General features: G+C 33.4%; 21 protein-coding genes. 8 read left to right on the top strand and 13 right to left on the bottom strand.

What is annotated here, in order from left to right:
• Nucleotides 1–22 precede the first annotated feature (22 nt).
• The 3 genes from phytr_RS03435 to phytr_RS03425 all read right to left on the bottom strand — a co-directional run bounded on the left by phytr_RS03435 (nt 23) and on the right by phytr_RS03425 (nt 5680).
• Nucleotides 23–2824: an ATP-binding protein gene (locus phytr_RS03435; protein WP_106874493.1), complete on the bottom strand. Its 2802-nt coding sequence runs from the start codon at nt 2822–2824 to the stop codon at nt 23–25.
• A 64-nt stretch (nt 2825–2888) separates the two neighbouring features.
• The gene (locus tag phytr_RS03430) at nt 2889–4319 is read right to left on the bottom strand and encodes a sensor histidine kinase (protein WP_106874492.1); all 1431 of its coding nucleotides are present in this window, start codon (nt 4317–4319) and stop codon (nt 2889–2891) included.
• Nucleotides 4316–5680 carry an SLC5/6 family protein gene (locus phytr_RS03425; RefSeq protein ID WP_106874491.1) on the bottom strand — a complete coding sequence of 455 codons (1365 nt, stop codon included), beginning with the start codon at nt 5678–5680 and terminating at the stop codon, nt 4316–4318. The genes phytr_RS03430 and phytr_RS03425 overlap by 4 nt, the downstream gene beginning before the upstream one ends.
• 133 nt (nt 5681–5813) lie before the next feature.
• Here phytr_RS03425 and phytr_RS06530 point away from each other — a divergent pair, with 133 nt between their 5' ends.
• Nucleotides 5814–6500, top strand: a complete 687-nt coding sequence (locus phytr_RS06530) for a TraX family protein (protein ID WP_410519427.1) — start codon at nt 5814–5816, stop codon at nt 6498–6500.
• Here the strand turns inward: phytr_RS06530 and phytr_RS03415 are convergent.
• The 6 genes from phytr_RS03415 to rimM all read right to left on the bottom strand — a co-directional run bounded on the left by phytr_RS03415 (nt 6490) and on the right by rimM (nt 14177).
• Nucleotides 6490–7908, bottom strand: a complete 1419-nt coding sequence (locus phytr_RS03415; protein ID WP_106874489.1) for a replicative DNA helicase — start codon at nt 7906–7908, stop codon at nt 6490–6492. The two genes, phytr_RS06530 and phytr_RS03415, sit on opposite strands and share 11 nt — an antisense overlap.
• A 5-nt stretch (nt 7909–7913) precedes the next feature.
• Nucleotides 7914–9707, bottom strand: a complete 1794-nt coding sequence (lepA, locus tag phytr_RS03410) for a translation elongation factor 4 (RefSeq protein ID WP_106874488.1) — start codon at nt 9705–9707, stop codon at nt 7914–7916.
• Nucleotides 9708–9873: 166 nt separating this feature from the next.
• On the bottom strand, nt 9874–11817 hold the full coding sequence (gene priA, locus phytr_RS03405) for a replication restart helicase PriA (RefSeq protein ID WP_106874487.1): 1944 nt from the start codon (nt 11815–11817) through the stop codon (nt 9874–9876).
• A complete protein-coding gene (locus phytr_RS03400) occupies nt 11814–12473 on the bottom strand; it encodes an ABC transporter ATP-binding protein (protein WP_106874486.1) in 660 nt (219 codons plus the stop codon). The genes priA and phytr_RS03400 overlap by 4 nt, the downstream gene beginning before the upstream one ends.
• Nucleotides 12466–13620 (bottom strand): FtsX-like permease family protein, encoded by a 1155-nt coding sequence (locus tag phytr_RS03395; RefSeq protein WP_234352474.1) that lies wholly within the window; start codon nt 13618–13620, stop codon nt 12466–12468. The genes phytr_RS03400 and phytr_RS03395 overlap by 8 nt, the downstream gene beginning before the upstream one ends.
• Before the next feature lie 56 nt (nt 13621–13676).
• The gene (gene rimM / locus phytr_RS03390) at nt 13677–14177 is read right to left on the bottom strand and encodes a ribosome maturation factor RimM (RefSeq protein ID WP_106874484.1); all 501 of its coding nucleotides are present in this window, start codon (nt 14175–14177) and stop codon (nt 13677–13679) included.
• Between the two features lie 16 nt (nt 14178–14193).
• Between rimM and phytr_RS03385 the strand changes: the two genes are divergently transcribed.
• Nucleotides 14194–16626 (top strand): AsmA-like C-terminal region-containing protein, encoded by a 2433-nt coding sequence (locus tag phytr_RS03385; protein WP_106874483.1) that lies wholly within the window; start codon nt 14194–14196, stop codon nt 16624–16626.
• On the opposite strand, the gene prmC is transcribed toward phytr_RS03385, so the two are convergent.
• The 4 genes from prmC to tmk form a co-directional block, all read right to left on the bottom strand.
• Nucleotides 16603–17433, bottom strand: a complete 831-nt coding sequence (prmC, locus tag phytr_RS03380) for a peptide chain release factor N(5)-glutamine methyltransferase (protein ID WP_106874482.1) — start codon at nt 17431–17433, stop codon at nt 16603–16605. The two genes, phytr_RS03385 and prmC, sit on opposite strands and share 24 nt — an antisense overlap.
• The gene (locus phytr_RS03375) at nt 17430–17948 is read right to left on the bottom strand and encodes an RNA pyrophosphohydrolase (protein WP_106875031.1); all 519 of its coding nucleotides are present in this window, start codon (nt 17946–17948) and stop codon (nt 17430–17432) included. Before phytr_RS03375 ends, prmC begins: the two co-directional genes overlap by 4 nt.
• Before the next feature lie 212 nt (nt 17949–18160).
• Complete coding sequence (locus phytr_RS03370) at nt 18161–19438, bottom strand: S41 family peptidase (RefSeq protein ID WP_106874481.1); 1278 nt, start codon at nt 19436–19438, stop codon at nt 18161–18163.
• 107 nt (nt 19439–19545) lie between these two features.
• Nucleotides 19546–20181, bottom strand: a complete 636-nt coding sequence (gene tmk, locus phytr_RS03365) for a dTMP kinase (protein WP_158706847.1) — start codon at nt 20179–20181, stop codon at nt 19546–19548.
• A 71-nt stretch (nt 20182–20252) separates the two neighbouring features.
• On the opposite strand from tmk, the gene grpE reads away from it, so the two are divergent.
• From grpE to phytr_RS03335, 6 genes are read left to right on the top strand one after another with little or no spacing between them, the layout of a single operon-like run.
• Nucleotides 20253–20801, top strand: coding sequence for a nucleotide exchange factor GrpE (gene grpE / locus phytr_RS03360; RefSeq protein ID WP_106874479.1), 549 nt, complete (start codon nt 20253–20255; stop codon nt 20799–20801).
• Nucleotides 20794–21825: an AI-2E family transporter gene (locus phytr_RS03355; RefSeq protein WP_106874478.1), complete on the top strand. Its 1032-nt coding sequence runs from the start codon at nt 20794–20796 to the stop codon at nt 21823–21825. The genes grpE and phytr_RS03355 overlap by 8 nt, the downstream gene beginning before the upstream one ends.
• Nucleotides 21803–22447, top strand: a complete 645-nt coding sequence (locus tag phytr_RS03350; RefSeq protein ID WP_106874477.1) for an AAA family ATPase — start codon at nt 21803–21805, stop codon at nt 22445–22447. The genes phytr_RS03355 and phytr_RS03350 overlap by 23 nt, the downstream gene beginning before the upstream one ends.
• Nucleotides 22447–23169 carry a type I glutamate--ammonia ligase gene (locus phytr_RS03345; RefSeq protein ID WP_106874476.1) on the top strand — a complete coding sequence of 241 codons (723 nt, stop codon included), beginning with the start codon at nt 22447–22449 and terminating at the stop codon, nt 23167–23169. The genes phytr_RS03350 and phytr_RS03345 overlap by 1 nt, the downstream gene beginning before the upstream one ends.
• 50 nt (nt 23170–23219) lie before the next feature.
• Nucleotides 23220–24356, top strand: a complete 1137-nt coding sequence (locus tag phytr_RS03340; RefSeq protein WP_106874475.1) for a PD-(D/E)XK nuclease family transposase — start codon at nt 23220–23222, stop codon at nt 24354–24356.
• Nucleotides 24356–24565, top strand: a complete 210-nt coding sequence (locus tag phytr_RS03335; protein ID WP_106874474.1) for a hypothetical protein — start codon at nt 24356–24358, stop codon at nt 24563–24565. The genes phytr_RS03340 and phytr_RS03335 overlap by 1 nt, the downstream gene beginning before the upstream one ends.
• Nucleotides 24566–24685: the final 120 nt, after the last annotated feature.

Below are 24685 nucleotides of genomic sequence, written 5' to 3'. Positions count from 1 at the left end.
TGCAATAAGTGTATATATTAAATTAACTTAAAATTGGTTTTCTTGGTATCATGAACGCAAAAGTAGCTCCGGGTTTAGTTTTATTGTTTTCGGCCCAAATCCTTCCATGGTGAAGTTCTACGATCCTTTGGCATAATGCAAGCCCTAAACCCTTTCCAGCATTTTTAGTATAAGAACTTTTAGCAAATACTCCAAAAATATATTTTAGTTCATCTTCGGGAATTCCGATACCTTCATCGATTATTGAGCATTTTATTGTTTGAACCATCGTTTCTTGAATAACCGTATCTTCGTTTTCTAGTAAAATAATTATTTTGCCTTGAGTGGTAAAATTTATGGCATTGTTAATTAAATATTCTAGACATTGAGATATTTTATTTGGATCGCATGTGGTAATTAGATGTTTTGCTTGAGTATCAAATTCAAAATGTACGTTAGAACTTTTTAATTGACAATACTTGCACTGATTAAGTACGGTTTCAACTAGCTCCTGAAAATTTATATCTTGATATTTTAGGTTCACATTTCCAGTTTCAAATTGAGATAAATCAACTAGCTTATTTACATAAGTTTGTAACTTTTGATATTCCTTATAAACTAGCTCGACACTATCTTGGTTATGTTTTTCGAGATTACTTTTGTTTTGATTTAAGGTAGCTGCCCCAGCACCAATATTTTCAATAGGAGTTTGAATTTCTTGGTTTAAATTATGGAGTATATCCTGTTTTAAGATTAGGAGATTTAAAGTTTGTTCAGAGATATTTTGTAGTTTTGTGTTAATGTTTGAAAGAGATTCTTGCTCCTTTTCCGTGCTTTTATAAGGTTTTAAGAATGATATTAATGTACCGCTTAAAAATAGTAGTAGATAGGATATTTGTAGTTGTAAATTTTCTGAATTGATGCCATCAGCAAAACAATATAAATATAAACTTACAATAAATGCGCCAATCAACATCAAAGATATAGCAATATTCCATTTGAGCATAACAAATATCGCTATGAAGTTTATCAAGACTATTATCATTTGCATTGGTAGAAATTTGGTAGCAAATGCAAAAATAGCTGGGATTATGATGGAGATGTAGAAGACCGATAAAAGCCATACAATTGATAAAAATTCTTCTTTTTTGAGCGCTTGAGGCCAGATTGGATAGAAAACCAGATTAGCAGCAATAATAAAAGTACTAGGATAAATAAAGTTTAATAATGAAGAGTACTTAAAAGAAACTGTGTAAGGTACAGAGATCTGAGTTAAAAAAATTGATAAAATACCAAAAATTCCAAAAAATGAAATATTTGCTTCAGATGTTGGCAAGCTCTGTTTACAAAAATCTATAAAATTTATATTAAGAGTATCGTATATGAATTTTTGTCTTAATCTTCTTTTTTCTTCTTGGAATTCATCAAACTCACGTTTGCCTTTAATCCCCAACCACCCTCCTGTTTGTTTTAAGAGATAATGACTGCCGAATAAAAAGATAATATTAGCAAGTATTCCAGGTATAAAGAAACTAAGACCTGGTATGGCAAAATGCCATTGATAAATTATCATGACTATGATTGATCCCGCCATTCCTATTATTACGGATAATTCAGAACTACGAAACCCAAATATTGCAAAAAGCAGAGGTGGTGATACTAGAGTCATAAAGATGCTAGCAAATCCCATCATTAACATAAAATTTCCATTTACGTTCAATGCTATATACGAGCCAATCGAACCAGCTATAATTGATAAACTTTGAAAAATTAAGAGCTCATTTTGAGCCCATCTAACACCCAAGGGACCTAACATGTCACGTGTTAATATAGCTGATGCGGATAATAGAAGGAAATCACTAATGCAAAGAGAAAGAATTATAAGACATATACAAATAATTGCTCTTAAACCAGTGTGTGCATAATTATTAATACAATACTTAAATATATCATTAGAACTTAGGTTGGGGTTTTCAGAAACTAGTACAACGGCTAAAAAGATTATAACTAATTGTAATATAAGAAGAATAAATCCAGCTATTTTAAACCCTTGAGCTGATTGTTGAGGGTTTTGAGACATCGAAATATTTGGAAAAAATAAAGGACCAAATTTAGGTATAAAAGCTATCATACAAACTCCTAGCATGTTATAAAAACCAGGGTTATGAAAATTTAGAACATGTTTTGGGTCAAATCTAGGGTTAGAGATTAAAGTTTGCCAGATAATCTCCGTGTTACTAAATCCTTTCCATCCTATCAATAAGATAATAGGCACTATACAGCTAAACACTGCAAATTGCATAACATCGCTAAAAACAGAAACCTTAATTCTAGCAAATAAAGAGTATGAAATTATAAGTATCGCACTAATTAATATTCCTACCTCGTAAGGAATACCTAATAAAATCCCTAGTAGCTGAGATATAAATGTAAATTTAGTGATTAGTATAACTAAAGCAAATAAAATAGAGGATATTGCTGTAATAAAAGCTGCCCAATTTCCCCATAACTCTCTCATAATTTGTGCAACCGAGTATTTACCTAAAAATTCTCCCATGCGAGGTGAGATAAATTTTGCTACGAACAAAAAGGACAAAGGGAGAAATAGGCTTGGAATGATTGTGCAAAGACCATTTCTGTAACTTTCTATGAAGGCATAAGGTATAAGACCTGAACTTATACGCAGAGATATTAAAGTTGCGGCAATTTGAACAGAAGAAAAATTACGATTAGGATGATTATAATCGTCTATGCTAGTCTTTTTGGTGCGATAGAAAAAGTTTGCTAGAAAATATATAATAAAAAAACCAGCAAAAATTATAATATCTAAATTAAGGTTTAGCATATCAAATTAATATTTTTTATATTTCAAATTTAACATATTGAAGTACTAAGTACTAAGTACTAATTTAACTCAATACTGATCTTCTTGGTATCATGAAAATAAAGGTAGCTCCTGATTTGGTTTTATTATTTTCAGCCCAAATCATTCCGTGATGAAGCTGTATGATTCTTTGACATAAGGCAAGACCTAGGCCTTTTCCAGGATTACTACTATAAGAACTTTTAGCAAAGGCTTCAAAAATATATTCTAGTTCATTTTCAGGAATACCTATGCCTTCGTCGATTATGGAACATTTGATCGTTTGAACCATGGTTTCTTTAATAACCGTACTTTGATTTTCTAATAAGATGATTATTTTGCCTTGTTTGGTAAAGTTTACAGCGTTGCAAATCAAGTATTCCAGGCACTGAGATATTTTATCTGGATCGCATGTAGTAATTAAGTGTTTTGCTTGGGTATTAATGTTACAATGTATATTAGGGTCTTTTAATTGAAAATCTTTATACTGATTAACAACATTTTCAACTAACTCCTCAAAATTTATATCTTGATATTTTAAGGTAACGTTTCCTGCATTAAGTTCAGATAGATCAACTAGCTTATTTACATAAGTTTGTAACTTTTGATATTCTTTATGAACGAGTTCGACGCTATCTTGATTATATTTGTCAAGATTATTTTTGTTTTGATTTAAGATAGAGGATCCAGTACCAATATTTTCAATGGGTGTTTGAATTTCTTGATTTAAGTTACTAAGTATATCTTGCTTTAAAATTAAAAGATTTAAAGCTTGTTCTGAGATATCTTGTAGTTTTTGGCTAACCTTGGAAAGTGGTTCTTGGTACTTATTCATATCTTTATATGGTTTTAAGAATGATATTAGTGCTCCACTTAAAAATAGCAGCAGATAGGACATTTGAAGTTGTAAATTTTCTATGTTAATACCATCAACGAAGCAATAGAGATAAAAAATTGCAAAAAACGTGCCAATAAATATTAAAAATATTGTAACATTCCACTTGAGCATTACAGATATAGCTATACAATTTATTAGACTTATAACCATTTGTGTTGACAAAAAGTTAGTGGCAAATGAAAAAATAGTTGGAATAATTATAGATATATAAAGTACTGATAAGAGCCAGATAATTGATAAAAATTTTTCTTTTTTGAGTACTTGAGGCCAAATAGGATAAAAAATTAGATTAGTAGCTATAATAAAAGCACTTGGATAAATAAAGTTTAGTAGTAAGGAATATTTGGAGTTAATTATTTGAGGTAGGGATATTCGGGTTAAAAAAATAGATACAAGACCAAAAGCTCCAAAAAATGAAATATTTGCGCTCGCAGTTGGTAAACCCTGTTTACAAAAATCTATAAAACTTATACCAAAAGTATTGTATATAAATCTTTGTCTCAATCTTCTTTTTTCTTGGTGAAACTCATCAAATTCACGTTTACCTTTAATTCCTAGCCATCCACCCGTTTGTTTCAAGACATAATGGCTGCCGACAAAAGGATAGTATTAGCAAGCATGCCTGGTATAAAGAAACTAAGGCCTGGTATGACAAATTTCCATTGATAAATTACCATGCTAATTATGCTTGCGCCCATTCCAATTAAGACAGATAACTCAGAGCTTCGGAATCCGAATATTGCAAAGAGCACTGGAATAGAAACTATAGTTGTATAAATGCTGAAAAAGCATAATGCTAATAGTGAGATATTTTCAAATCTCAGGTTGAAATACGTGCTAATTATGCTTGCGGTAATTGTAAAATATACTAGTACTAATCTTTGATTATGAATTTTTTTAAGTGTTATAGGCTCTAAAATATTTTGTATAAGCATATGTGCTGAAGTGTTTATGAGAAAGGATGCCACGGAGGTAGCGATCACTATAGTGCCTGTTGTTAAAATAATGTCAAATCCGTAACTTGTATAGTTATTCAAAAAATATAACACTGCATCTTGTGGGTTAAAATTTGGATTTTGAGAAATGGCCAAAAGTGCTAGTGCTACTATAGATACTTGTAAGCTTAGAATAATTAGTCCCGAGATTTTAAAAGCCAGGGCTGATTGTTTGGCATTTCGTGACATTGAAATATTTTGGAATACAAATGGCCCCAATCTAGGTATCATAATTAATCCAAATATACCCAGCATACGGTATGTTTGGGGGGTGCTTAAATTAAAAACCTGATTCAGGTCGAAATTGGGGTGATTTTTTACGATTTCCCACATGATTTTACTGTTACTTAGGGCTTGCCATATCACAAAATAGATTATAGGTATAAAGCAACTAAAGCTGATGAATTGTATGATGTCACTAAATATTGCTGTTTTTTTATTGGCTATGATGCAATAAATGGTTAGAACTAATCCACTCATTATTAATGCATACCAAGAAGGTATACTAAAATATTCGAAAATTTTGGATACGTATTGAATCTGGATAGTTAATATGGCAATTGATAGAAAGATATAACATAAAGCTATTATGAATGCTATTCTAACCCCCCATATATCGTGTGCCACATCAGCAATTGATGATTTGCCTATAAATTCACTTATTCGAGGAGATATAAATGTACCTGCAAGGATAAAAGTAAGTGCTGGGCCAATATTAGGTAAAATAAAGTGTAAGCCATTTTTGAGAGTTTCTGTGGCAAATAGGGCTAAGAATCCTGATCCTGTCCATCCTAATACCATAGTTGTGACAATTTTTGCAGTAGAAAACTTACCGTTTTCTCTGTCATAAACCTCAATTTTGTTGTGTTTAGGACGACATATAAATACAATGAGTAGATATATGCAGATAAATCCAGCAAAAATTATAACATCTAGGGATAACATACCTGAGTATTTAAATATTCCGTATAGTAAAAATGTAACACATTTAAACAAGAAATGGTATAGTGACAAACTTTTTTTATAAATATACGATTTATATTGAAAGATTTAGGGATACATTATAAAGGTACACATCTTGCACGACTTAAAATTGGCTCAGCCAAACAACCAGGATTTGATAAAGTTCATTGCAATTGTTTGCATGATCATCGATCACGTTGGATTCTTTTTTCTAATTCATGATCCAGTACTAAGGGCAATTGGGAGAGTATGTTTACCCATATTTGCTTTTTTTGCTGGATATAATTTTAAAACCATACACTACGATATACTTGTATATGGTTTAATTATTACTTTATTTCGCTATGCTTTTCAAAGTGCATTACAATCAAATATACTTATTACCTTTTTCATAGGGCAAGTACTTTTCACTTACGCCAAGCCTAAAATTTTGGATATATTTTTTGTTGTGTCAATTTTAATAGGCATTGCGTGTAACTATTGTCATTTTGTGGAATACAGTACTTTTACTCTTAGTTTTATGATATGTGGTTTGTGGGCTAAGGGGCAAGAGCCCTTTAAAATGGCTTTATTTATATCATTTTTGACTTTTATAATTTTTACCCAGATCGTTTTCAGATTTTCTCCCATTTATCTTCTTCTAGTTAGTTTGTTGCAAATTGGGTCATATTATTCATTTTCTTATGTAAATTTCACTACTCCTCGCAATTGCAAGTTATTATTTGCATCTAGGTATCTTCTAGAAATTTATTTTTGGCATTTCATTATATTTCTGTTGATTTGGTTTTTTGCTAAAATTTGAAAATATTGCTAAATTTAGATGAGGCAAGATCATAATAAAGTCCCACAGTTCCAACTGGTCCATGGCGATGTTTTGCAATTATGATTTCCGTGCGATCTAATTTAGATTTAGGGGCGCCTTCTTGTCCTTCTTCTGTTTTGGTTTCTTTATGACCGGATATAGAAGCATAATATCCTTCTCTAAATATAAACATCACCAGGTCTGCGTCTTGTTCAATAGATCCTGATTCTCTTAAGTCTGATAATACAGGTCTTTTATCTGCTCGTTGGTCTACGGCTCTTGATAGCTGAGATAGAGCTATTACGGGAATGTTTAATTCTCTTGCTAAAATCTTCAGGCTTTTTGTAATTTCTGAGACTTCTAAAACTCTATTTTCGGCATTAGAGTTTGTTTGAATAAGTTGCAAATAATCAATGATGATCATTCCCAGATTATGTTTTTTATACATCTTGCGAGCTCTGGTTCGAATAGCTGATATAGTAATGCCAGGTGTATCGTCTATAAACATAGGTTCGGTTGATAGAGCTGTTGCAGCATTAGAGATTTGAATATGTTGTTCATGTTTAAATAACCCGCTGCGAAGCTTCAGAGAATCGATAGATGTTTTGATCGAAATCATACGAGTTACAAGCTGTTCACCCGACATCTCAAGAGAAAAAATCCCAACGGTTTTCATTTTTTGTTTATCTTCTTCGTGCTTTTTGCGGAAAATTTCGGCTGCTGTTAATGCTAAATTAACGGCAAACGCGGTTTTACCCATACCGGGTCTTGCTGCAAGAATGACTAAATCTGAATTTTGGAATCCTCCTAATTTTTCATCTAAATCAAAAAAACCAGTGGAAATTCCCGTAACTTGGTTGGTAGAACGTAATTCATATGCTTTAAAAATATTTTTTAAAGATTGATTTGCAACCTGATTAATACCTTCAAAATCTCTATCAACAAAACCAGACATAGCAAGCTTGAACAGCTTATCTTCAGTATTTTCGATAATATCCTTGGTTCTAAGATTTTCAAGTTCAGAGTTATAGCTTTGTGCTAACATATCTTCACCAAGGTCAATTAACTGACGTCTCATTGCAAGATCATACACTATTTCAGCATAGTCCTGAGGGCGAATAACAGCTATAGCCAGAGAAGTGAGTTGGCCCAAGAATTCAAACCCCCCTGTTTTTTGAAACTGATCGTCAGAGTCAAGTTTGCTAGATAATGATACAGGCGTAACAGCATGTCCTTCATCAATCACCGCAAGCATTGTTCTATAAACTTTTTGATGTAACGGATCATAAAAATGCTCAGTTAATAAAAAGCTTTGCATTTCATTTAAAACTTTATCGTTTACAAGGATAGAGCCTAAAACCAGTTGCTCAGCTTGGATGTTATAAGGGATGTTTCTAATAACGGACATATATTTTATACCTTTAATGCAGCAATGAAAGCAGACTTTGGAATCTCAACATTTCCTATGCTGCGCATTTTCTTTTTACCTTCTTTTTGTTTTTCTAAGAGCTTGCGTTTACGCGTAATATCGCCTCCATAACATTTAGCCAGTACGTCTTTACGCAGTGCCTTGATGGTTTCGCGTGCAATAATCTTAGCGCCAATTGCAGCTTGAATTTTAATTTCAAATAGCTGAGCGGGGATAAGTTCTTTAAGTTTTTGACAAATTGCTCTTCCTCTACTTTCAGCTCTGGTTTTATGAGTAATGCTGGAGAGCGAATCTGATGCTTCTCCATTGATCAATATACTAAGTTTTACCAAATCACTTTCCTGATATTCATCCATTTGCCAGTCAAAGCTTGAATATCCTCGAGTGCAAGATTTAAGACGATCGTAAAAATCAAAGATTATCTCATTTAGAGGTACCTGATATACAACCATCGCTCTTTTATCGGCATAAGTAAGATCAATTTGTTGACCTCTTTTTTCGTTGCATAAGTTCAGTACATTGCCCAAATATTCATCTGGTACAAATATTGTAACCTTAGCCCAAGGCTCTTCCATAAAAGCAACTTTTTGCGGATCGGGCATATCTTTAGGGTTATGTATTTCAATGGTTTTGCCATCTTGCAAATGGATTTTATAAATTACGCTCGGAGAAGTTGTGATAACATCAATATCAAACTCTCTTTCTAGTCTTTCTTGTATAACTTCTAGGTGCAACATCCCTAAAAAGCCGCATCTAAAACCCATCCCCAAAGCCGATGAGCTTTCCTGCTCATAGTGAAGGCTAGAATCGTTGAGACATAGTTTTTCTAATGCTTCTTTTAAATGTTCAAAATCAACATCACTTGCAGGATATAGGCCGCAGAAAACTACAGGCAGATTTTTCTTAAAGCCTGGGAGTGATTTTGGTGTAGGGTTTTTATCATCAGTTATAGTATCACCAACAAGGCAGTTAGATACTTGCTTAATAGCAGCAGTAATAAATCCAACTTGTCCGGCAGAAAGTTCATTAACCATAATTTTCTTAGGCGTGAAGTAACCAATGCTTTCAACTGTATAGGTTGCTCCAGATTTCATCATCTTTATTTTCTGGCCCTTACTAATCTTGCCATCAAATACTCTAATTAAAATAATGACTCCTAAGTATTGATCATACCAACTATCTACAAGTAAAGCTTTTAAAGGATCGTTTTCTTTACCTTGGGGTGAGGGGAGGTGATGTACGATTTGTTCTAATAACTCGTCTACACCAAGACCTGTTTTGGCTGATATTAAGCTCGCATTATCTGCGCTAATACCAATGGTATGTTCCACTTGAGCTTTACAATTCTCTATTTCTGCTGAAGGAAGATCTATTTTATTTAGTACCACTAAAATTTCATGATCATTATCAACCGCTTGGTATACATTGGCCAAAGTCTGAGCTTCAACACCTTGAGTGCTATCTACAACAAGCAATGATCCTTCACATGCTGCAAGAGACCTGCTTACTTCATAAGAAAAGTCCACATGGCCAGGGGTATCCATCAAGTTTAGCTGATATAAATTTCCCTCTTTGGCTTTATAATCAAGTCGCACGGTTTGGGCTTTGATTGTAATTCCTCTTTCTCGTTCAATGTCCATGGAATCAAGAATTTGAGCCTTCATCTCACGGCTTTGTAGTGCGCCGCATTTTTCAATCAGGCGGTCTGCGAGTGTAGATTTACCATGATCGATATGAGCTATGATAGCGAAATTGCGAATAAATTTTTGCTGCATTATGTACTTACTTAAATAGGAAGTATTATAGCATACACCAGATAATCTTGAAAAATGAATATTTTTGAGAATTTTTTAGGAGCAGGCGCACGGAAAACCGGAGAATACTTGTAGCTATTTGAGGATTTGAGTACGATTGCGACGCAAAAAAGACCAAAAAGATTCATTTTTATGTTAGGTTATATGGGTCTATATCAATTTTTAGATTAATCTGCCATGGCACTTTGATCTTAGAAATCCAGCTACTTAAATATTGTTGTAAAGCGATATTTTTAGAGCAAATCACCAGCAAATTATATCTATATTTTCCTTTTAGTTTGGTTAAAGATGCGGGTGCTGGACCCCATATTTTTAAATCATTTATCTTTGGAGCTAAATACAATAACTCTTTTGCAAAACCATGAGCTTTGTCCGATTTTGCTGCCATTATCATAACTAGTGCTACCTTAGAAAATGGAGGCATTGATCCTTTTGATCTATTCTCAAGTTCATACTCAATAAAATCTTGGTAATTATTGCTTACAACATAATCCATTATCTTGCTAGATTTTTGATACGTCTGAAGCAATACCCGACCCGCTGTTTCACGTCCGGCTCGTCCACTTACTTGCTGTAATAGCTGAAATGTATACTCAAAGGATTTAAGATCGCAATTGTTAAAACCTAAATCAACATCAATAATGCCCACAAAATTTAGCTTAGGAAAGTGATATCCTTTGGTTATTATCTGAGTTCCAATAATAATATCTACCTCATGTTTTTCAATCTTGCTTAAAATATCATTTGCTTCGTTAATGTTAGAGAAATTATCTTTGCTAATGGCAATAATTTTTGCTCCAGGGAATAATTCAATTGCCTCTTCATGAAGTCTTTCAATACCAGGTCCACAAGGAATAAAGCTGTTTTCTGTCTTACATTCGGGGCAGTTAATGAAAATCTTAGTATAAAATCCACAGCGGTGGCACTCTAGTCGCTCTTTGCTTTTATGTAATACCAAATAGGTGGAGCAATGGCGGCAACTGACTTTATGTCCGCAAGATTTACAGATGATAACTGGCGCATAGCCTTTGCGATTTAAGAATAATAAAACTTGTTCGCCTTTGGTCAAATCTCTTTCAACTTGATCTTTTAAGCTTTGAGATATCCATCTACCTTCAGGGAGCTTTTCTTTACGCATGTCGATAATATCTATGCTTGGCAAGAGTACGTTTTGATAGCGGTGATCCAGATATAAGAGCTGATATTTATTTTGAGTAGCATTATGGTAGCTTTCAACAGAAGGGGTTGCAGAGCCAAGCAATACTTTAAAGCCCTCTAAGTAACCTCGCAGCACAGCCATATCGCGAGCATTATAATGAGTTAAGGATTCTTGTTTATATGACTGATCATGCTCTTCATCGACTATAACGAGAGATAAGTTTTTATATGGTAAAAATAAGCTGCTACGTGCTCCGATCACAACTTGCACAGTGCCACTGGCGATACCTTTTAAGATTTTTTGTTTATTGGTTTTGGTGACAGAACTATGCCATGTAGTGCTTTTAAATCCAAATCTTGCTTCAAATCTATCTAATATTTGTTGGGTCAGAGCTATTTCCGGTAAAATTAATAGAACTTGTTTGCCTTTTGCTATTTCTTCAGCAATTAAGTGAAAATATACCTCAGTTTTACCGGACCCGGTGATACCAAATAATAGGGATGGCCTATTTGAATTTTTTATTTTTTCTAATGCTTCTTCTTGAGCTTTATTAAGTGGACTTAAGTTGAATTCTGGAGGTATTTCTTGCTGGAGTGGTTGATATTTATTCTCTAACTCCATTGGTAAAACCATCTTAGCAATTTGCCCAAAATCTGCTAAATAATACTCCTTAGCTTTAATTATAAAGCTCATAAAGCTATGAGATAAACCAAAGGAATGTTTTTTGATAACCTTTTTTAATTGTCCACTGAAGATTTCTTTAGGATCTATTTCAAAAACTATTGCAGTTACCTCTTTGCTCTTAAATGGGGCCAAAACTAGATCGCCAACTTCTATCTTTTCATCTAAGTTATATTCATAATCTAGTGGAGGAATATTGGGTAAGGGGAGCAAAACTTTTAAGATTTGGGTCATTTGATTTGCTCTAGTTTTTGATCTTGCAGTCTAAAAATCTTATCACTTTGCTCAGCAAGCCCCATATTATGGGTTGCAATTAAAAATGCTGTGTTAGTAGATTTAGCGATGTTTTTCATTAGAGCAAAAACTTCTAAAGCGTTTTTATTATCTAAATTTCCGGTAGGTTCATCTGCTAAAACTAATTTAGGTTTATTGATCAGAGCCCTTGCAATTGCTACGCGTTGTTGCTGGCCGCCTGAAAGCTGACTTGGATATGATTTGGCCTTTACTGCAATTCCTAAAATGTTTAATAGCTCATAAACATCATCTTCCTTCTTTTGTCCTAAAATAAATGAAGGCATTAAAATATTTTCCAATACATTAAAATCCAAGAGTAGATGATGAAATTGATATATGAAACCTATGTACCTTAAACGTACATCATCTTTTTTTTCCGGGGTCCTGCCAGCAATAAGTATAGTTCCTTCATCTGAATCGTCAAGCAGGCCGGCAATATGAAGCAAAGTAGATTTGCCGCTACCAGATGCTCCGATAATGCTTACAACCTCTCCTGCATTAAGAGAAAAAGAGATGTTATCTAATACGCAAGATTTAGCTCCTCCCTGACTATAACTCTTAGATATTCCTCTTAATTCTAAAACTGTCTTACTCATATCTCAAAATCTCTACAGGATTTAATTTAGCAGCTCTGTAAGCAGGATAAAGTGAAGCTAAAATACTTGTTCCCATTGATATACCAATGACTAATAACATATCAGATAGTGAGCTTCTAGCTGGTAGGGTGTAAAGAAAATAAATAGCTGAATCAAAAAGCGTAATGCCAGTAAAGCTTTCTAAAAATTTTCGTATGCTTTCTATGTTATCTATAAATCGAGCTGCTATAAATACTCCTGCGCTAGTTCCTAAAAAACTAATTAGAAAACCATTAAGTATAAAAATTAACATAATAGATTTTCTAGATGCTCCGATAGTTCTAAGTATTGCTATATCTTTGCGTTTATCTTGCACCAGCATAAATAAACTAGATGCGATATTAAATGAAGCGACCATAATTATAAGGCTTAGGACCATCGACATCGCAGTTTTTTCTATTTTTAAGGCTGAAAGTATACTGCTATTTGATATTTGCCAGTTACTAATTAAGGCTACATCATGTAACAAATCTTTATGCAAAATCTTGGTATAATCATCCACTTTGCTTGGATTATCAGTGTATACCTCTAAAACTTTTTGGGAATCAAAGAGTTTTTTTGCGATATCAATGGGTATTATAACGTTTATGGCATCATAATCACTTAGACCGCTAGTCATAATGCCTGCTATTTTGAATTCTTTAGATTTTGGCAAAGAGCCAAAAATAGAAGAAACAGTTTGGGGTACAATGAGCCTGACCATATCTCCTTGGCGCAATCCTAATGTAACTGCTAATTCTTTACCAATAAAAGCGCTATCGCTTTTTTCTAAATCGCTTGCTTGGCCTGAAAGATTATCTAAAAGCTGTTTTTTGAGTTTAAAATCTTCTAAAGATAAGCCTTTTACCATAACTCCGGTATTTTGGCTTTTGCCGCCAAGTAAACCCTGTCCTTCAATCATGAAACCTACGTCGGTAACAAACTTATACTTTTGTATTTCTTCTTTTAAGTATTCTGGATGTTCTCCTTGGACTATTATGTGACCGCTAGTGCCCATGATGCAGCGAATAAGTTCGTGATGAAAGCCATTCATTATTGACATAACTATAATCAAGGCTGCAACTCCAATTGTTGTACCCAGAAAGCAAAAACCTGATACGATTGACATAAATCGATCACTGGGTTTTGCAGATAAGTATCTGAATGCTATTTTATATTCAAATCTCATATTTTTGTTGGTGGAATGAAAAGTATTGTGCCTGCTTTTATATCAACATTTGGAAAAGTGTCTTGATTAAAACTATACATCTCAAGCTCGCCCTCGTCAAAAGAAATTTCGATAATATCTCCTGCTCCAAAATTATACACATCTCGTATGATGCCAATTCTACTATCCATTGCGTCAATTACCGTAAGTTTTTTTAGGTCTTCAATATAAAATTCTCCTTTTGATGTTGGTGATAAGGTGCTTTTTTCGATGAAGAGAAAACAAGAATGTAGTTTTTCTGCTTCAAGGCGATTTAAAACGTTGTTTGAAGTGCAAATAAAATTCTGATTATCAAGCTTTTGATGTACTCTCAAATCTATAGGAATAAAGTTTTGCAATTTATAGAAAACTTTGGCAGTAAAAATGTCTTCGGGTTTATGCATATAAGATATGATTTTCATCATTCCACGCACTCCATGAGGTTTAAGAATTTTGCCGACTATAAGGTATTTTTCCATGTTTTAATGAGTAAATATGTCTACTAATATATCAGAATTCTTTAGACAACATCGAGCACTAAAAATAATAGTTGTCATTTTTTTGATTAAAATGGCGCTACTTACTATTGCCATAATGGCTATAGGGGTATTTTTTAATTATTTTTTAGACGTCACTAAAGTAATAAATCAAAATTCCTTAGTACCTATCACTTATAGCAAATATTCTGTATCTTATGCTCGGGTTATTCCTCGCATTATACTTGAAAACTGTTCTACTGATTTTTTTTCTGCCGATAAAGCGCGTATAAGTTTAAGTGAGCTATCTTTATTAACTTTTAATCCTAAAATTAAATCTATTAAATTTACTAATGCTCAAATTGCAAGCAATAAGTTTAGTTTAACTGATGTTGTAAATCATAATAAGTTATTAGAGCAACTTATTGATTTGGGCGATAGGCGTATTGACTTAAGTTTTTATAATTTAAATTGGGGAGGTCAAAATTTTTCTGAAGTATCAATTAACAACTCTACTCTTGGTTCTAGTGTAAAAGCGTACGCAGATCATCTAGTAATTAAAGCATCTCTATCTCGAGATAGAAAGGCAAATGTTTTTGACTTAAACATTAAAGGCAAGACTTATACTCTTGTGATGCAAGAGGAATATGATCAGAGAGAATATAAATCTGGTGTTTTAAATTTGAACATGAATAGTGAAAATATCTTAGCGGCAAGTCTTGTTTTTGAGAATAATAGATTCTTGATTAAAGATATATCGGGAGATAATAAGTGGTTTAAGGGAAGTGGACAAGTTGATTTTGATAAAGGTGGTCTTAGTTTAAACGTTGCGATTGATCATTTAGACTTGTCGAATCTTACTTTGAATGATTTCGCTTTTTTACAAGATTGGTCTAATTTTCCCCAGCTTAAATCTAACCTAAATGCTAAGCTACAGATATCAGATTTAATGATTTTTAATCAAAAAATTAGTAACTTATCGCTTGCTCTAGATACAGATGACTTTGGTAACTTGAATCAGAATTTAAATGGTAATGTGGGGACGGATGGTTCTTTTAGCGTAGAAGGAGTTTTGCAGAATGGAGTATTTTATAAAGTGTTTGATGGAAGTATATCGATTCAGCATAATAATTTTAATGTTTTGCGTAAAATTCTTGGTAGCACTATTACAGGAGATGCTCAAAGCTTTAACTTTGAATCCGATGTTGCGTGGAGTCCTTTTAGCATAGATTTTCAAGGCATAAGTTCTAGTTTAGGACAAACTAAATTAGAAGGAGATTTATCATATAAAACCTATGGTCTAGGGAATAAGTGGGAGGGAATATTGAAAGTGCAAGGATACAATGCTGATGATGAAAATAATTTATTTAAAGATGCTGCAGATAACCTGAAGGCAATATTATTTAAATCTTACGATAAAGATTATGTACAAAACTTTTTATTCCTAAACAAAGATAGAACTCCTATAAATTTGAATATAATTTTTAATGATGCGATCTTTAGCGGACAGAATTTTGACCACTTGCATTTTGTTGTTGATGCTCCTCCGAAACAAGTTAAATTCAACTTTTTTAACATTAAAAAGCAAGATTACTTTATTACTGGTATAGCTAATGTTACTTTTCCAAGTTTTGAACCATCATATGCAATAGCAATTTTTGATGGTAAGATTCCAGATCTTGGTTTTAATAGCGTTGTTGGTTTTAAAGAATTTTTAGAAAAAAAATTGAATCTACGCAATATGGGCATAGATCTATCAATGCGTTTAGGGGAGGTGTCGTTTTGGCAAACTCCTTTGACTAACATATACCTTAAGGCTCGTAGTTACCATGCTGTAATAATACTTGATAAGCTTAATTTTAACTTGCAAGGAGGAGATGTGGCGTTAAATGGGAATATTCCTCTCTATCCATTTGGGCCTTCTTTGGGTTATTCCTATAGCAATATTGATTTAGGTCCTATATTCGCGGATGCATCAATACTGCCTGGTTTACAAGGTGCTATAAGCACGAATGGTACTATGCACTTTACAGGAGATACTTTAAAAGAAATGCTTTATACCTTAACTCTTGATGGTAAAATTGTTGGGATAGAGGTGATGTTCCCCTATTTAAGTATTGATAAAACTATCGCACCTCCTGTATATAGACCATATGGACAAAAAGATAATACTCCTCAATCTCCAAATACTACTTTAGGTAGCGTGGATGGTTCGTATCAAATGTTCCAAGGAATCATTTCAAGTAAAGATTTGAAATTTGCAAATAGTAATAAATTTAATACAGACGCAACAGCCAATTTAAATATATACACCGGAGCTGTAAGCTTTGATGCAAAAATGTATCCTCCTTATAAGGTTAATCCTTTTACAGTTGCCCCTCTAATGACTTTAACAGTTGGTGGAACTTTATCTGATCCACTAATTACTTTAGACACAAAGCCTAAACTTTAAACAACGAGCATGACCCTGTAAGTCCTTTGCTATTCCTTCTAACTTGAAAGTGTGTGCTTCAAAAATTTTTTGCACATCCTCTTTTTGTTTGTACCCTGTTTCTAAATATATAGACCCTTGAGGTGATAAGTAATCTTTTGCTTTTGCGGCAATTTGCTTATAACTATCAAGCCCATCTAAACCTGCAAAAAGAGCTGTGTGTGGTTCACATCTAACTTCAGGAGAAATATCTTCTTCTAAACCAATATATGGAGGGTTAGAGATTATTATATCAAAAGCTTGGGGTGTTATTTCGCTAAACCAATTGCTTTGCAAGAGGGTTAATCTATCTCCAACTCCTATTTTATCAGCATTACGTTTAGCGATATCTAATGCTTTATGACTAGCATCAACTCCAATTCCTTCAGTTTGAGGTAAATGTTTTAAAAGAGTAATAATTAGACATCCACTTCCTGTGCCTAAATCAAGTATTTTAAGATCCTCTTGAGCAAAATCTTTTAAAACGTAATCTACAAGAATTTCGGAATCACTTCGAGGAATAAGCACATCTTTTGATACCTCGAATTCTAAATCAAAAAAAGCCTTTGAACCCGTTATATAGGCTACGGGTTCTAAATTTTTCCTGCGCTCTAATAAAGAAAAAAATTGTTGTTCAAATACCTGATCTATTTCTTGATCTTCATATGCAATTAAATCTTCAAAGCTTTTGGAGCATGCGTGTTGTAGTAATATCCTTGCATCTAATTCGGGTGAGGAGAGGTGAGATAAAAGCCTTATTCCATAGCTAAGTAGTTGACTGAAAGTCATGCCAAAAAATGAATAAATTCATTTAATACAGCTTGGTATAAGTGTTTTTTAAATGGAATGACTATATTCATCAATTGTGAGTGTCTGACCCACTTCCATTTTTCAAATTCTGGTTTTTCTGTTTGCAAGTTAATATCTTTATCTTCGCCTGTGAACCTTACTAAAAACCATTTTTGCTTTTGACCTTTGTACTGCCCATCCCACATTTTATGTATCAATCTCGGGGGTAAGTCGTAGCAATACCAGTGTTTGGTTTCAGCAAGGATTTGTCCATATCCGCAGCCTATCTCCTCTTCCATTTCGCGCATTGCTGCTTTGCTAGGAGTCTCTCCCACGTCAATTCCTCCTTGTGGCATCTGCCAGGAGAAGGGCGTTTTTGAGTCTATACGTTTTGCAACAAAAATTTTCTTACTTTTATTGATAATCATTAAACCTACTCCTAATCTGTAGTCTAATTTTTTGTAAAGTAGATGATTGGGATAGTTTTTCCTATCCTCATTCGATGCTTCGTGCATCAGAGATTTTGAATCCATAAAATGTAAACTTAAATATTAAAGGGATTTTCCCTGTGAGTTATTTGTATTATACCATGAAATGGTGATTTTAGAAAATTAGTTCTTTGGGTGAATTTACTCCTCAGATAGTGCGCTGTATTCATCGAGCATTCCTAGCACCTTAAAAGTTTTTAGATTAACTTCTTCTAAGGTGCTTGAAAATATTATAATGCCTATTTAGAGACTATTTTGAGAGCCTTGATTAAATCAAAAGCACGTGCATATTGATAATCTTTCTTATAACGTTCTGAGGTTTCTGTTGTAGTTTCTTCTCCTAACTTTTTGTTAAGGGTTTTTTTATCTCCAGCTAAGTGATTTTGATAAGATTTCTCAAAGAATTTTTTATCATCATCAAACTTGAGGTAATCAACTTTTGCAACTTCAACAACGATATCTGGTTGTATACCTTCGGCTTGTATACATTTGCCATTTGGGGTGTAATATTTTGCGGTAGTTAATTTCATCCCTGAGTGTTCATTTAATTTTACGAAAGTCTGTACGGAAGCTTTACCAAAAGACTTGGTACCTAAAATAATTGCGCGTTTATGTTCTTGCAAAGCACCTGCAACTATCTCTGACGCTGATGCTGAGCCTGAGTTAATTAACACTACCATATTTAGTTTTGGTGCTTTTTTTGCAAAAGAATTTGCCAAGTATACTTTGTTATTAGTCTTATCACGTCCCTCAGTGGATACTATAATACCTGATTCGATGAAATATTCAGTAATTTTTATGGCTTGATCCAAAGGTCCACCTGGATTATTTCTTAAATCTAATATCAAACCTTCTAATCCGCTTTGTTTGTTTAATGAAGCAATTGCTGCTTTAAGTTCATCTGCTGAATTCTCATTAAATGTGGCAAGGCGTATGTAGCCAACATTGTTATCTCTACTATGTCTTATAGCTTGGGTTTTTACTATTTCACGAACTAACTCCATTTCCTGAGGCATCTTAGAGTCTATTTTTATAACTGTTAATTTGACTTTAGTGCCTGGCAAGCCTCGCATATTTTTGACGGCTTTATTAAATCCGAGATTTTTAACTAATTCTCCCTCTACGGCTATAATGTAATCACCTGAATTAATCCCGGCTTTTGCCGCTGGTAGGTCATCTAATGTGCTAATAACCTTAATAACCCCTTCTTCATGAATGATTTCTACTCCAATTCCTCCAAATTTACCTTCATTTTTAGTAATAAAATCTTGTAATTCTTCTTCTGTGAAATATTGAGAATGAGGGTCTAAGGATGAGAGCATACCATTTAAAGCTCCATCAAGTAATTTTTGTTTATTTGGCTCCTCCACATACTCTTTTGATATCTTTTCAAAAACATTGATGAACTGTTCAATATAGGTCAAATTTTCTGAAGAAAGTGTTAGTTTACTCCTTGCTTCTACTAAAGAAAAAGAGAGGATAAGGATGTAAAAAATAGATCGTTTTATGATATGCATAAAAAAGTTAGGAGTATGTTGTACATTATGAAAGCATAATGATAATAAAGCTTCACATCAACCTCAAATCATTTTAATAAGCTAAGTTTTTTTAATATCGTGTCAAACTAAAGCCTATCTTTAAAATACGGTATTGTTTTGATTATATTATCGATTTCTTCTTTTATTTCTTGAATATCTCTATTAGCATCAACTACTTTTACTCTATCGGGAAATAGGCGAGATATTTGATGATATTTTTCGAAAACATCTAAATGAAAGTTAAGACCTTTGGTTTCCATTTTATCTTCAAGTGTTTCGTTCCTCTTCTGTGCTCGTCTTAATGCTTCCTCTGGATCTAGGTTTAGTAATATAGTCAAATCCGGCATCAGGTTATCAAATAGCATTGCGTGAAGTTGATATATACTATCTATACTTAAGTCGCTTGTTGCTTGATATGTAGCTGTAGAATCTATAAAGCGGTCGCAAATGACAACTACTCCATCTTTCATAGCTGGTTTAATCACCTTATCTAGATGTTCATTTCTTGCTGCCATGACGAGTAGTAAATCGGTAATGTTAGCAGTATTTTCTTGAAGTATAATATCTCGAAGACGCTCTCCTAAAGCCGTTCCACCCGGTTCGCGAGTTAACAAAATTTTAAATCCAGCATTTTGCAGATAGTGCCTTAAAAGTTTTGCTTGAGTGGTTTTACTTGAACCATCTCCTCCTTCAAAGGTGATGAAAAATCCTTTTTGTGTCATAAGTAACCTTGATAAATTGGACATGCAAAACTATAATTTACATAATAACATTAACAGTAGAAAAATAAATTATGAGTAATCAAGCAAAAAATCACAATATTGAAGAAGAAACAGAAATTTCAGAAAAAAAACCTTCTATCCAAGATTTGGAAGAAGAAATAGAAAAATTAAAAGATAAGGTCTTAAGAAGTAGCGCGGAGCTTGATAATATGCGTAAACGTACGGAAAAGCAAATTCAAGAAGAACGTCAATATGCTTTAACTTCCTTTGCTAGAGACTTGATCAGCGTGACAGATAATTTAGATCTAGCTATTTCTCACAAACCTAGTAAAGAAGTGACATCTCAAGAGGTAGAATTGATATTGCAAGGTGTTGAGATGATTTATGGACAACTTAAAGATGTTTTAGCAAGACATGGTATTTCTCAAATCTCAACCGAACCTGGTCAAGCTTTTGACCATAACATTCACCAAGCGATTTCGCAAGTTGAAACAAACGAATATCCTAATGGTTCAGTTGTCACCATTATGCAAAAAGGATATAAAATTAGGGATAGACTTTTGCGTCCAGCTAGCGTAACAATAGCAAAAGACCCTGAAAAAGATAAAGTGGATGGTTAAAATAAAAAGCATTTATTCAGTTTCATTTCTAGTTTTACTCGCTCTAGGGCTATATTTATTTTGGCATATAGCTCTAATGATGGCGATATCATACTTTTTGGCATCGGTGCTTGAGCCCTTAATTAGCGCATTTGCCTCTAAAATGCGTTATAGGAACATGGCGTTTTTTTTCATTTTCAGCTTTTTTTGGAGCTTAGTTATTACTTTGGTCTTAAAAATTATTCCTGTTATTTACAGTCAAAGCATAATTTTTATATATAAAATTCCTCAATATAATAGTTATTTGCAGCAATCCATAGTGCCTATGCTTGAGAAGCAAATAGGCACTCTTGACCCAGAAATTGCAACTCGCGTCTCTGATTTTGTAAGAACTATCAGTAATGGTTTATTATCCCAAATCCCTTCATTTATAGGTAATATTTGGCAGTCTGCAATGGCTATAGTAAACCTGATAGTCCTATTCATACTTTTGCCTATAACTAACTTTTACTTTATCAAAGATTATGATTTAATCCGCGGTTTTATAAAGCAGACAATTGCGGGTTTGAACGAGAGCGTTCAGTTCTTTATTAAGGACTGCGTTAAGGTTTTTACGGAATTTGCCGTGGGGCAATTTGAAGTTTGTGTAGTAATGATACTGTACTATAGCTTTTTCTTAAGCTTTGCAGGGATAGATTTAAGTTTAGTACTGGGTATGATTTCGGGTATTTTGGTTGCAGCTCCTTTAGTTGGGATTACGGTGTCGCTTTTTCTAAGCGTCTTAGCAACTCTATTTCAATTTGGAATAGACTATCACCTAGCTTATGTGGTGACAATATATTTTATAGGTCAAATACTTGAAGGGTACATAGTGGCTCCAAAGATTATAGGAGATAAAATGGGTTTGCATCCGGTGGTGATGATTTTTACTTTAATGGCTTGGTGGCATATACTTGGTATGTATGGATTGTTTATTGGGCTGCCTTTAACTTCAATTGCTAAAGATTTAATAAATAATTTGAATGCATCAGCAAAGCACCTTTGATTTTCCACAAAAAACTTCATATGCCATAGAGGAGTTTATAGTGACTGGTGCAAATAACTTAAGTTTTCAGAAAATTTGTGAATGGCCATCTAGCTGGAGTCACGCAGCATACCCTTACTTTTTACTACTCATTGGGCCTAAGCAGTCAGGTAAAACTCATTTAGCCCACATTTGGGCGCAAAAGGCAGAAGCCAAATTTTTATCTAAAGTTTCAAACATATCTTCCAATGTTATTGTGGAAGATATTAGTGAAAAGGATGAAAAAGATTTATTGGGTATTTTCAATATGTGTAATGAGGCAAAAAAGTACTGTCTTTTTACAAGCTCTAAATTTCCTGATCATTTCAAGCTTAAAGATCTGGTTTCGAGGCTTAAAAGTATTGATGTAAGCTATATTAATACTCCTGATAAAGAAACAATTAAGGTGATTCTGAGTAAAGAGTTTGCGAGTAAATCTCTTCAGATTGAACCTAAAATGATAAGTTTAGTTGCAGATTTAATACCTTTGAATTTTCACTCAGCATATAAAGCTGTCAATATTCTTAACGCTGAATCACTGAATACTAATAAGCCGATTAATGCTGGGTTAATCAAGAAACTTTTCCTTGCAACGACTCCTTAATGATGAAGCAAAAATTAATAAGTCTTCTTACAATTTATGAACAGAAAGGCCTAAAACCAATTTTGGGCTACGAGATAGAGTTTTATGCGCGAGAACCCTTGGGGATAGAAGTGCAAAAAGAAAAGGGAAAGGATCAATATGAGATTAATAAGGGTCCATTTGATAATGTTTGGGAATGTATAGAATCTATTGAAAGAGATCGCATTCTGCTGAAAGCAGCGGGTGCAGATTTAAGTCCAAAACCTTTTAAAGATGACTATGGGAGTAGTATGCATTTGCATCTTAATTTGCTAGATAATAATCAGAATAATCTTTTTGATCGAGGCGCATTTCTTGATTTTGCAGCAAACGGCCTATGCCAATACATTAACAAGACCTTAAAGCTCATTTTACCTTATGAAGAAGATTATGCGCGTCTAGATGATAAATTTATGGCTCCAACCAAGGTTTGTTATGGCAATAATAATAGAAGTGTAGCAGTTAGAATTCCAGGTACTAAGCCTATACGTTTAGAATATCGCGTATGTTCCAATAATACTGATCCAACAACGGCTATGTTTATTGTTTTAAAATCTGTTTTGCTTGGTTTAGAAAGTAAATATAAGTACCACTTTAAGGTTTTTGGTAATGCCTTTGATGATCAATATGATCTTGAAAGTATAGCTAAGAGCTTAAGTGAGGCAGAGAGGCTTTTTGATCGAAATTTTTTTGAAAAACTTTAAATATTATAGCTATCTTTGGCTGTGTAATACCATTTATCTAACATTAACCCATGAATATAACTATTATGCCTTCTTCCAAAAAGAATCGTAAGCTAGACCAACAAACACAAGATCAGATAAGAAAAGAAGTATTGGCTTCAGAGAGTACTAAAAATTTTGCTGATCCAACTTATGATGTGACGTTTAAAATGTTATGTGCTAATAAAGACTTTCTAAAGTATTTAATCAACATATTCTTAGATTTCAAGGAAGATAAAGTAATTGATGATGTAGAATTTTTACCTCAAGAATTGGTTGCGAATCATTCAATGGAGCAGAAGGTGATATTTGATTTAAGATGCCAAACTAATCATGATGAGGAGGTGATAGTGGAAATGCAAAGGCAGTATAAAAAATATTTTATCTGCCGAATGCAATATTATATGGCAAGGCTTGTAGTGAATGAAATTTTTGCAGGTGATTCTGAGAATATTCATGAAAAATTGAAAAAAACTCACATTTTAGTTATTTCAAAGGATAATCTAATTAAAGGTAAAGAGTATGTTGACGATGATAAGTATGAACAAACTGTAATGCCTACAATAGCTGAGAGGGGACATATGGAGATGTTTCAAAATGTTATGCATTGGAAGTTTGCAGAAGTACGTAAATTTGTTAAGGCTTTAGAAAAGGGTAAAGTGAACTTACGTACTGATAAAAAGGCGCAATTATTGTATTTTTTTGATAACTGTGCTAAAATAAATAGTATGGATGAGGTCCAAGATTATTTTGATCCTGACATTAAAAAGGGGTATGAAATTATGATGAAAACTAATTTGGAAAAAGAAGGAAAAATGACCGAATACCTTCAAGAAACGATTGAAGAAATGTTTGATCGTAAAGAAAGAGAAGAAATTGAAGCCGCTTTTGAAGAAGCTTGTAAAAAAGCTAAAATAGAAGGTGAGGCTATAGGTGAGGCCAAGGGTGAGACTAAAGGAAAGTTAGAAGGAAAGTTAGAAGGAAAGCTTGATATGCTGCAAAAACTCATAGTAAAAAGCATTTCTCATGCAACATTAGTGGACGTGTGCGATGACTTAACTGAGCAACAAATTACGGTAGTAGAAGCATATGTACATGAAAATGGTTTAGTGCCCGTAGAGAAGCTTATGGGTCTTGTAGCCGAACCCAGCTCCGAGTATGCTACATAATGTCTCAAAAATTAGATATCCAAAAATTAGCAATCAAGCTTAATCAAGAAGAGAATCTAGAGCTTTTGCAAAATATTGTTGATCAGTCTAATATGATCAAAGCATCAGAGCAAGTCACTCTAATCGAGCCGGAAAAACCAAAGTTGGAGGAAGATTATGAGGATATATCTTTCCAATGGCTTGGTGTAGATGGATCTAAGAATCTGTGAACACGTATCAGATTTATTAAAACATCTGGAAGGATTTTTTATTGACTAAAGCAATGATTTTAGTGTAAGGATAAGAATAAAAATTCAAGTTCTAATTACTATGACCATTACCCCAGGATT

The sequence above is a fragment of the Candidatus Phycorickettsia trachydisci genome, from assembly GCF_003015145.1.
In the GTDB taxonomy this organism is placed as follows: Bacteria; Pseudomonadota; Alphaproteobacteria; order Rickettsiales; family Rickettsiaceae; genus Phycorickettsia; species Phycorickettsia trachydisci.
The sequence above is the reverse complement of the archived record's forward strand: the minus strand, read 5'-3'. Positions and strand labels throughout refer to the sequence as shown.

What these genes read in the sequence shown, in the direction of transcription:
- phytr_RS03435 (WP_106874493.1), bottom strand. Translation starts at nt 2,824, where the DNA reads ATGCTAAACCTTAATTTAGATATTATAATTTTTGCTGGTTTTTTTATT.
- phytr_RS03425 (WP_106874491.1), bottom strand. Translation starts at nt 5,680, where the DNA reads ATGTTATCCCTAGATGTTATAATTTTTGCTGGATTTATCTGCATATAT.
- phytr_RS03415 (WP_106874489.1), bottom strand. Translation starts at nt 7,908, where the DNA reads ATGTCCGTTATTAGAAACATCCCTTATAACATCCAAGCTGAGCAACTG.
- priA (WP_106874487.1), bottom strand. Translation starts at nt 11,817, where the DNA reads ATGACCCAAATCTTAAAAGTTTTGCTCCCCTTACCCAATATTCCTCCA.
- phytr_RS03400 (WP_106874486.1), bottom strand. Translation starts at nt 12,473, where the DNA reads ATGAGTAAGACAGTTTTAGAATTAAGAGGAATATCTAAGAGTTATAGT.
- phytr_RS03395 (WP_234352474.1), bottom strand. Translation starts at nt 13,620, where the DNA reads ATGTCAATCGTATCAGGTTTTTGCTTTCTGGGTACAACAATTGGAGTT.
- rimM (WP_106874484.1), bottom strand. Translation starts at nt 14,177, where the DNA reads ATGGAAAAATACCTTATAGTCGGCAAAATTCTTAAACCTCATGGAGTG.
- phytr_RS03385 (WP_106874483.1), top strand. Translation starts at nt 14,194, where the DNA reads ATGTCTACTAATATATCAGAATTCTTTAGACAACATCGAGCACTAAAA.
- prmC (WP_106874482.1), bottom strand. Translation starts at nt 17,433, where the DNA reads ATGACTTTCAGTCAACTACTTAGCTATGGAATAAGGCTTTTATCTCAC.
- phytr_RS03375 (WP_106875031.1), bottom strand. Translation starts at nt 17,948, where the DNA reads ATGCACGAAGCATCGAATGAGGATAGGAAAAACTATCCCAATCATCTA.
- phytr_RS03370 (WP_106874481.1), bottom strand. Translation starts at nt 19,438, where the DNA reads ATGCATATCATAAAACGATCTATTTTTTACATCCTTATCCTCTCTTTT.
- tmk (WP_158706847.1), bottom strand. Translation starts at nt 20,181, where the DNA reads ATGACACAAAAAGGATTTTTCATCACCTTTGAAGGAGGAGATGGTTCA.
- grpE (WP_106874479.1), top strand. Translation starts at nt 20,253, where the DNA reads ATGAGTAATCAAGCAAAAAATCACAATATTGAAGAAGAAACAGAAATT.
- phytr_RS03355 (WP_106874478.1), top strand. Translation starts at nt 20,794, where the DNA reads ATGGTTAAAATAAAAAGCATTTATTCAGTTTCATTTCTAGTTTTACTC.
- phytr_RS03350 (WP_106874477.1), top strand. Translation starts at nt 21,803, where the DNA reads ATGCATCAGCAAAGCACCTTTGATTTTCCACAAAAAACTTCATATGCC.
- phytr_RS03345 (WP_106874476.1), top strand. Translation starts at nt 22,447, where the DNA reads ATGATGAAGCAAAAATTAATAAGTCTTCTTACAATTTATGAACAGAAA.
- phytr_RS03340 (WP_106874475.1), top strand. Translation starts at nt 23,220, where the DNA reads ATGAATATAACTATTATGCCTTCTTCCAAAAAGAATCGTAAGCTAGAC.
- phytr_RS03335 (WP_106874474.1), top strand. Translation starts at nt 24,356, where the DNA reads ATGTCTCAAAAATTAGATATCCAAAAATTAGCAATCAAGCTTAATCAA.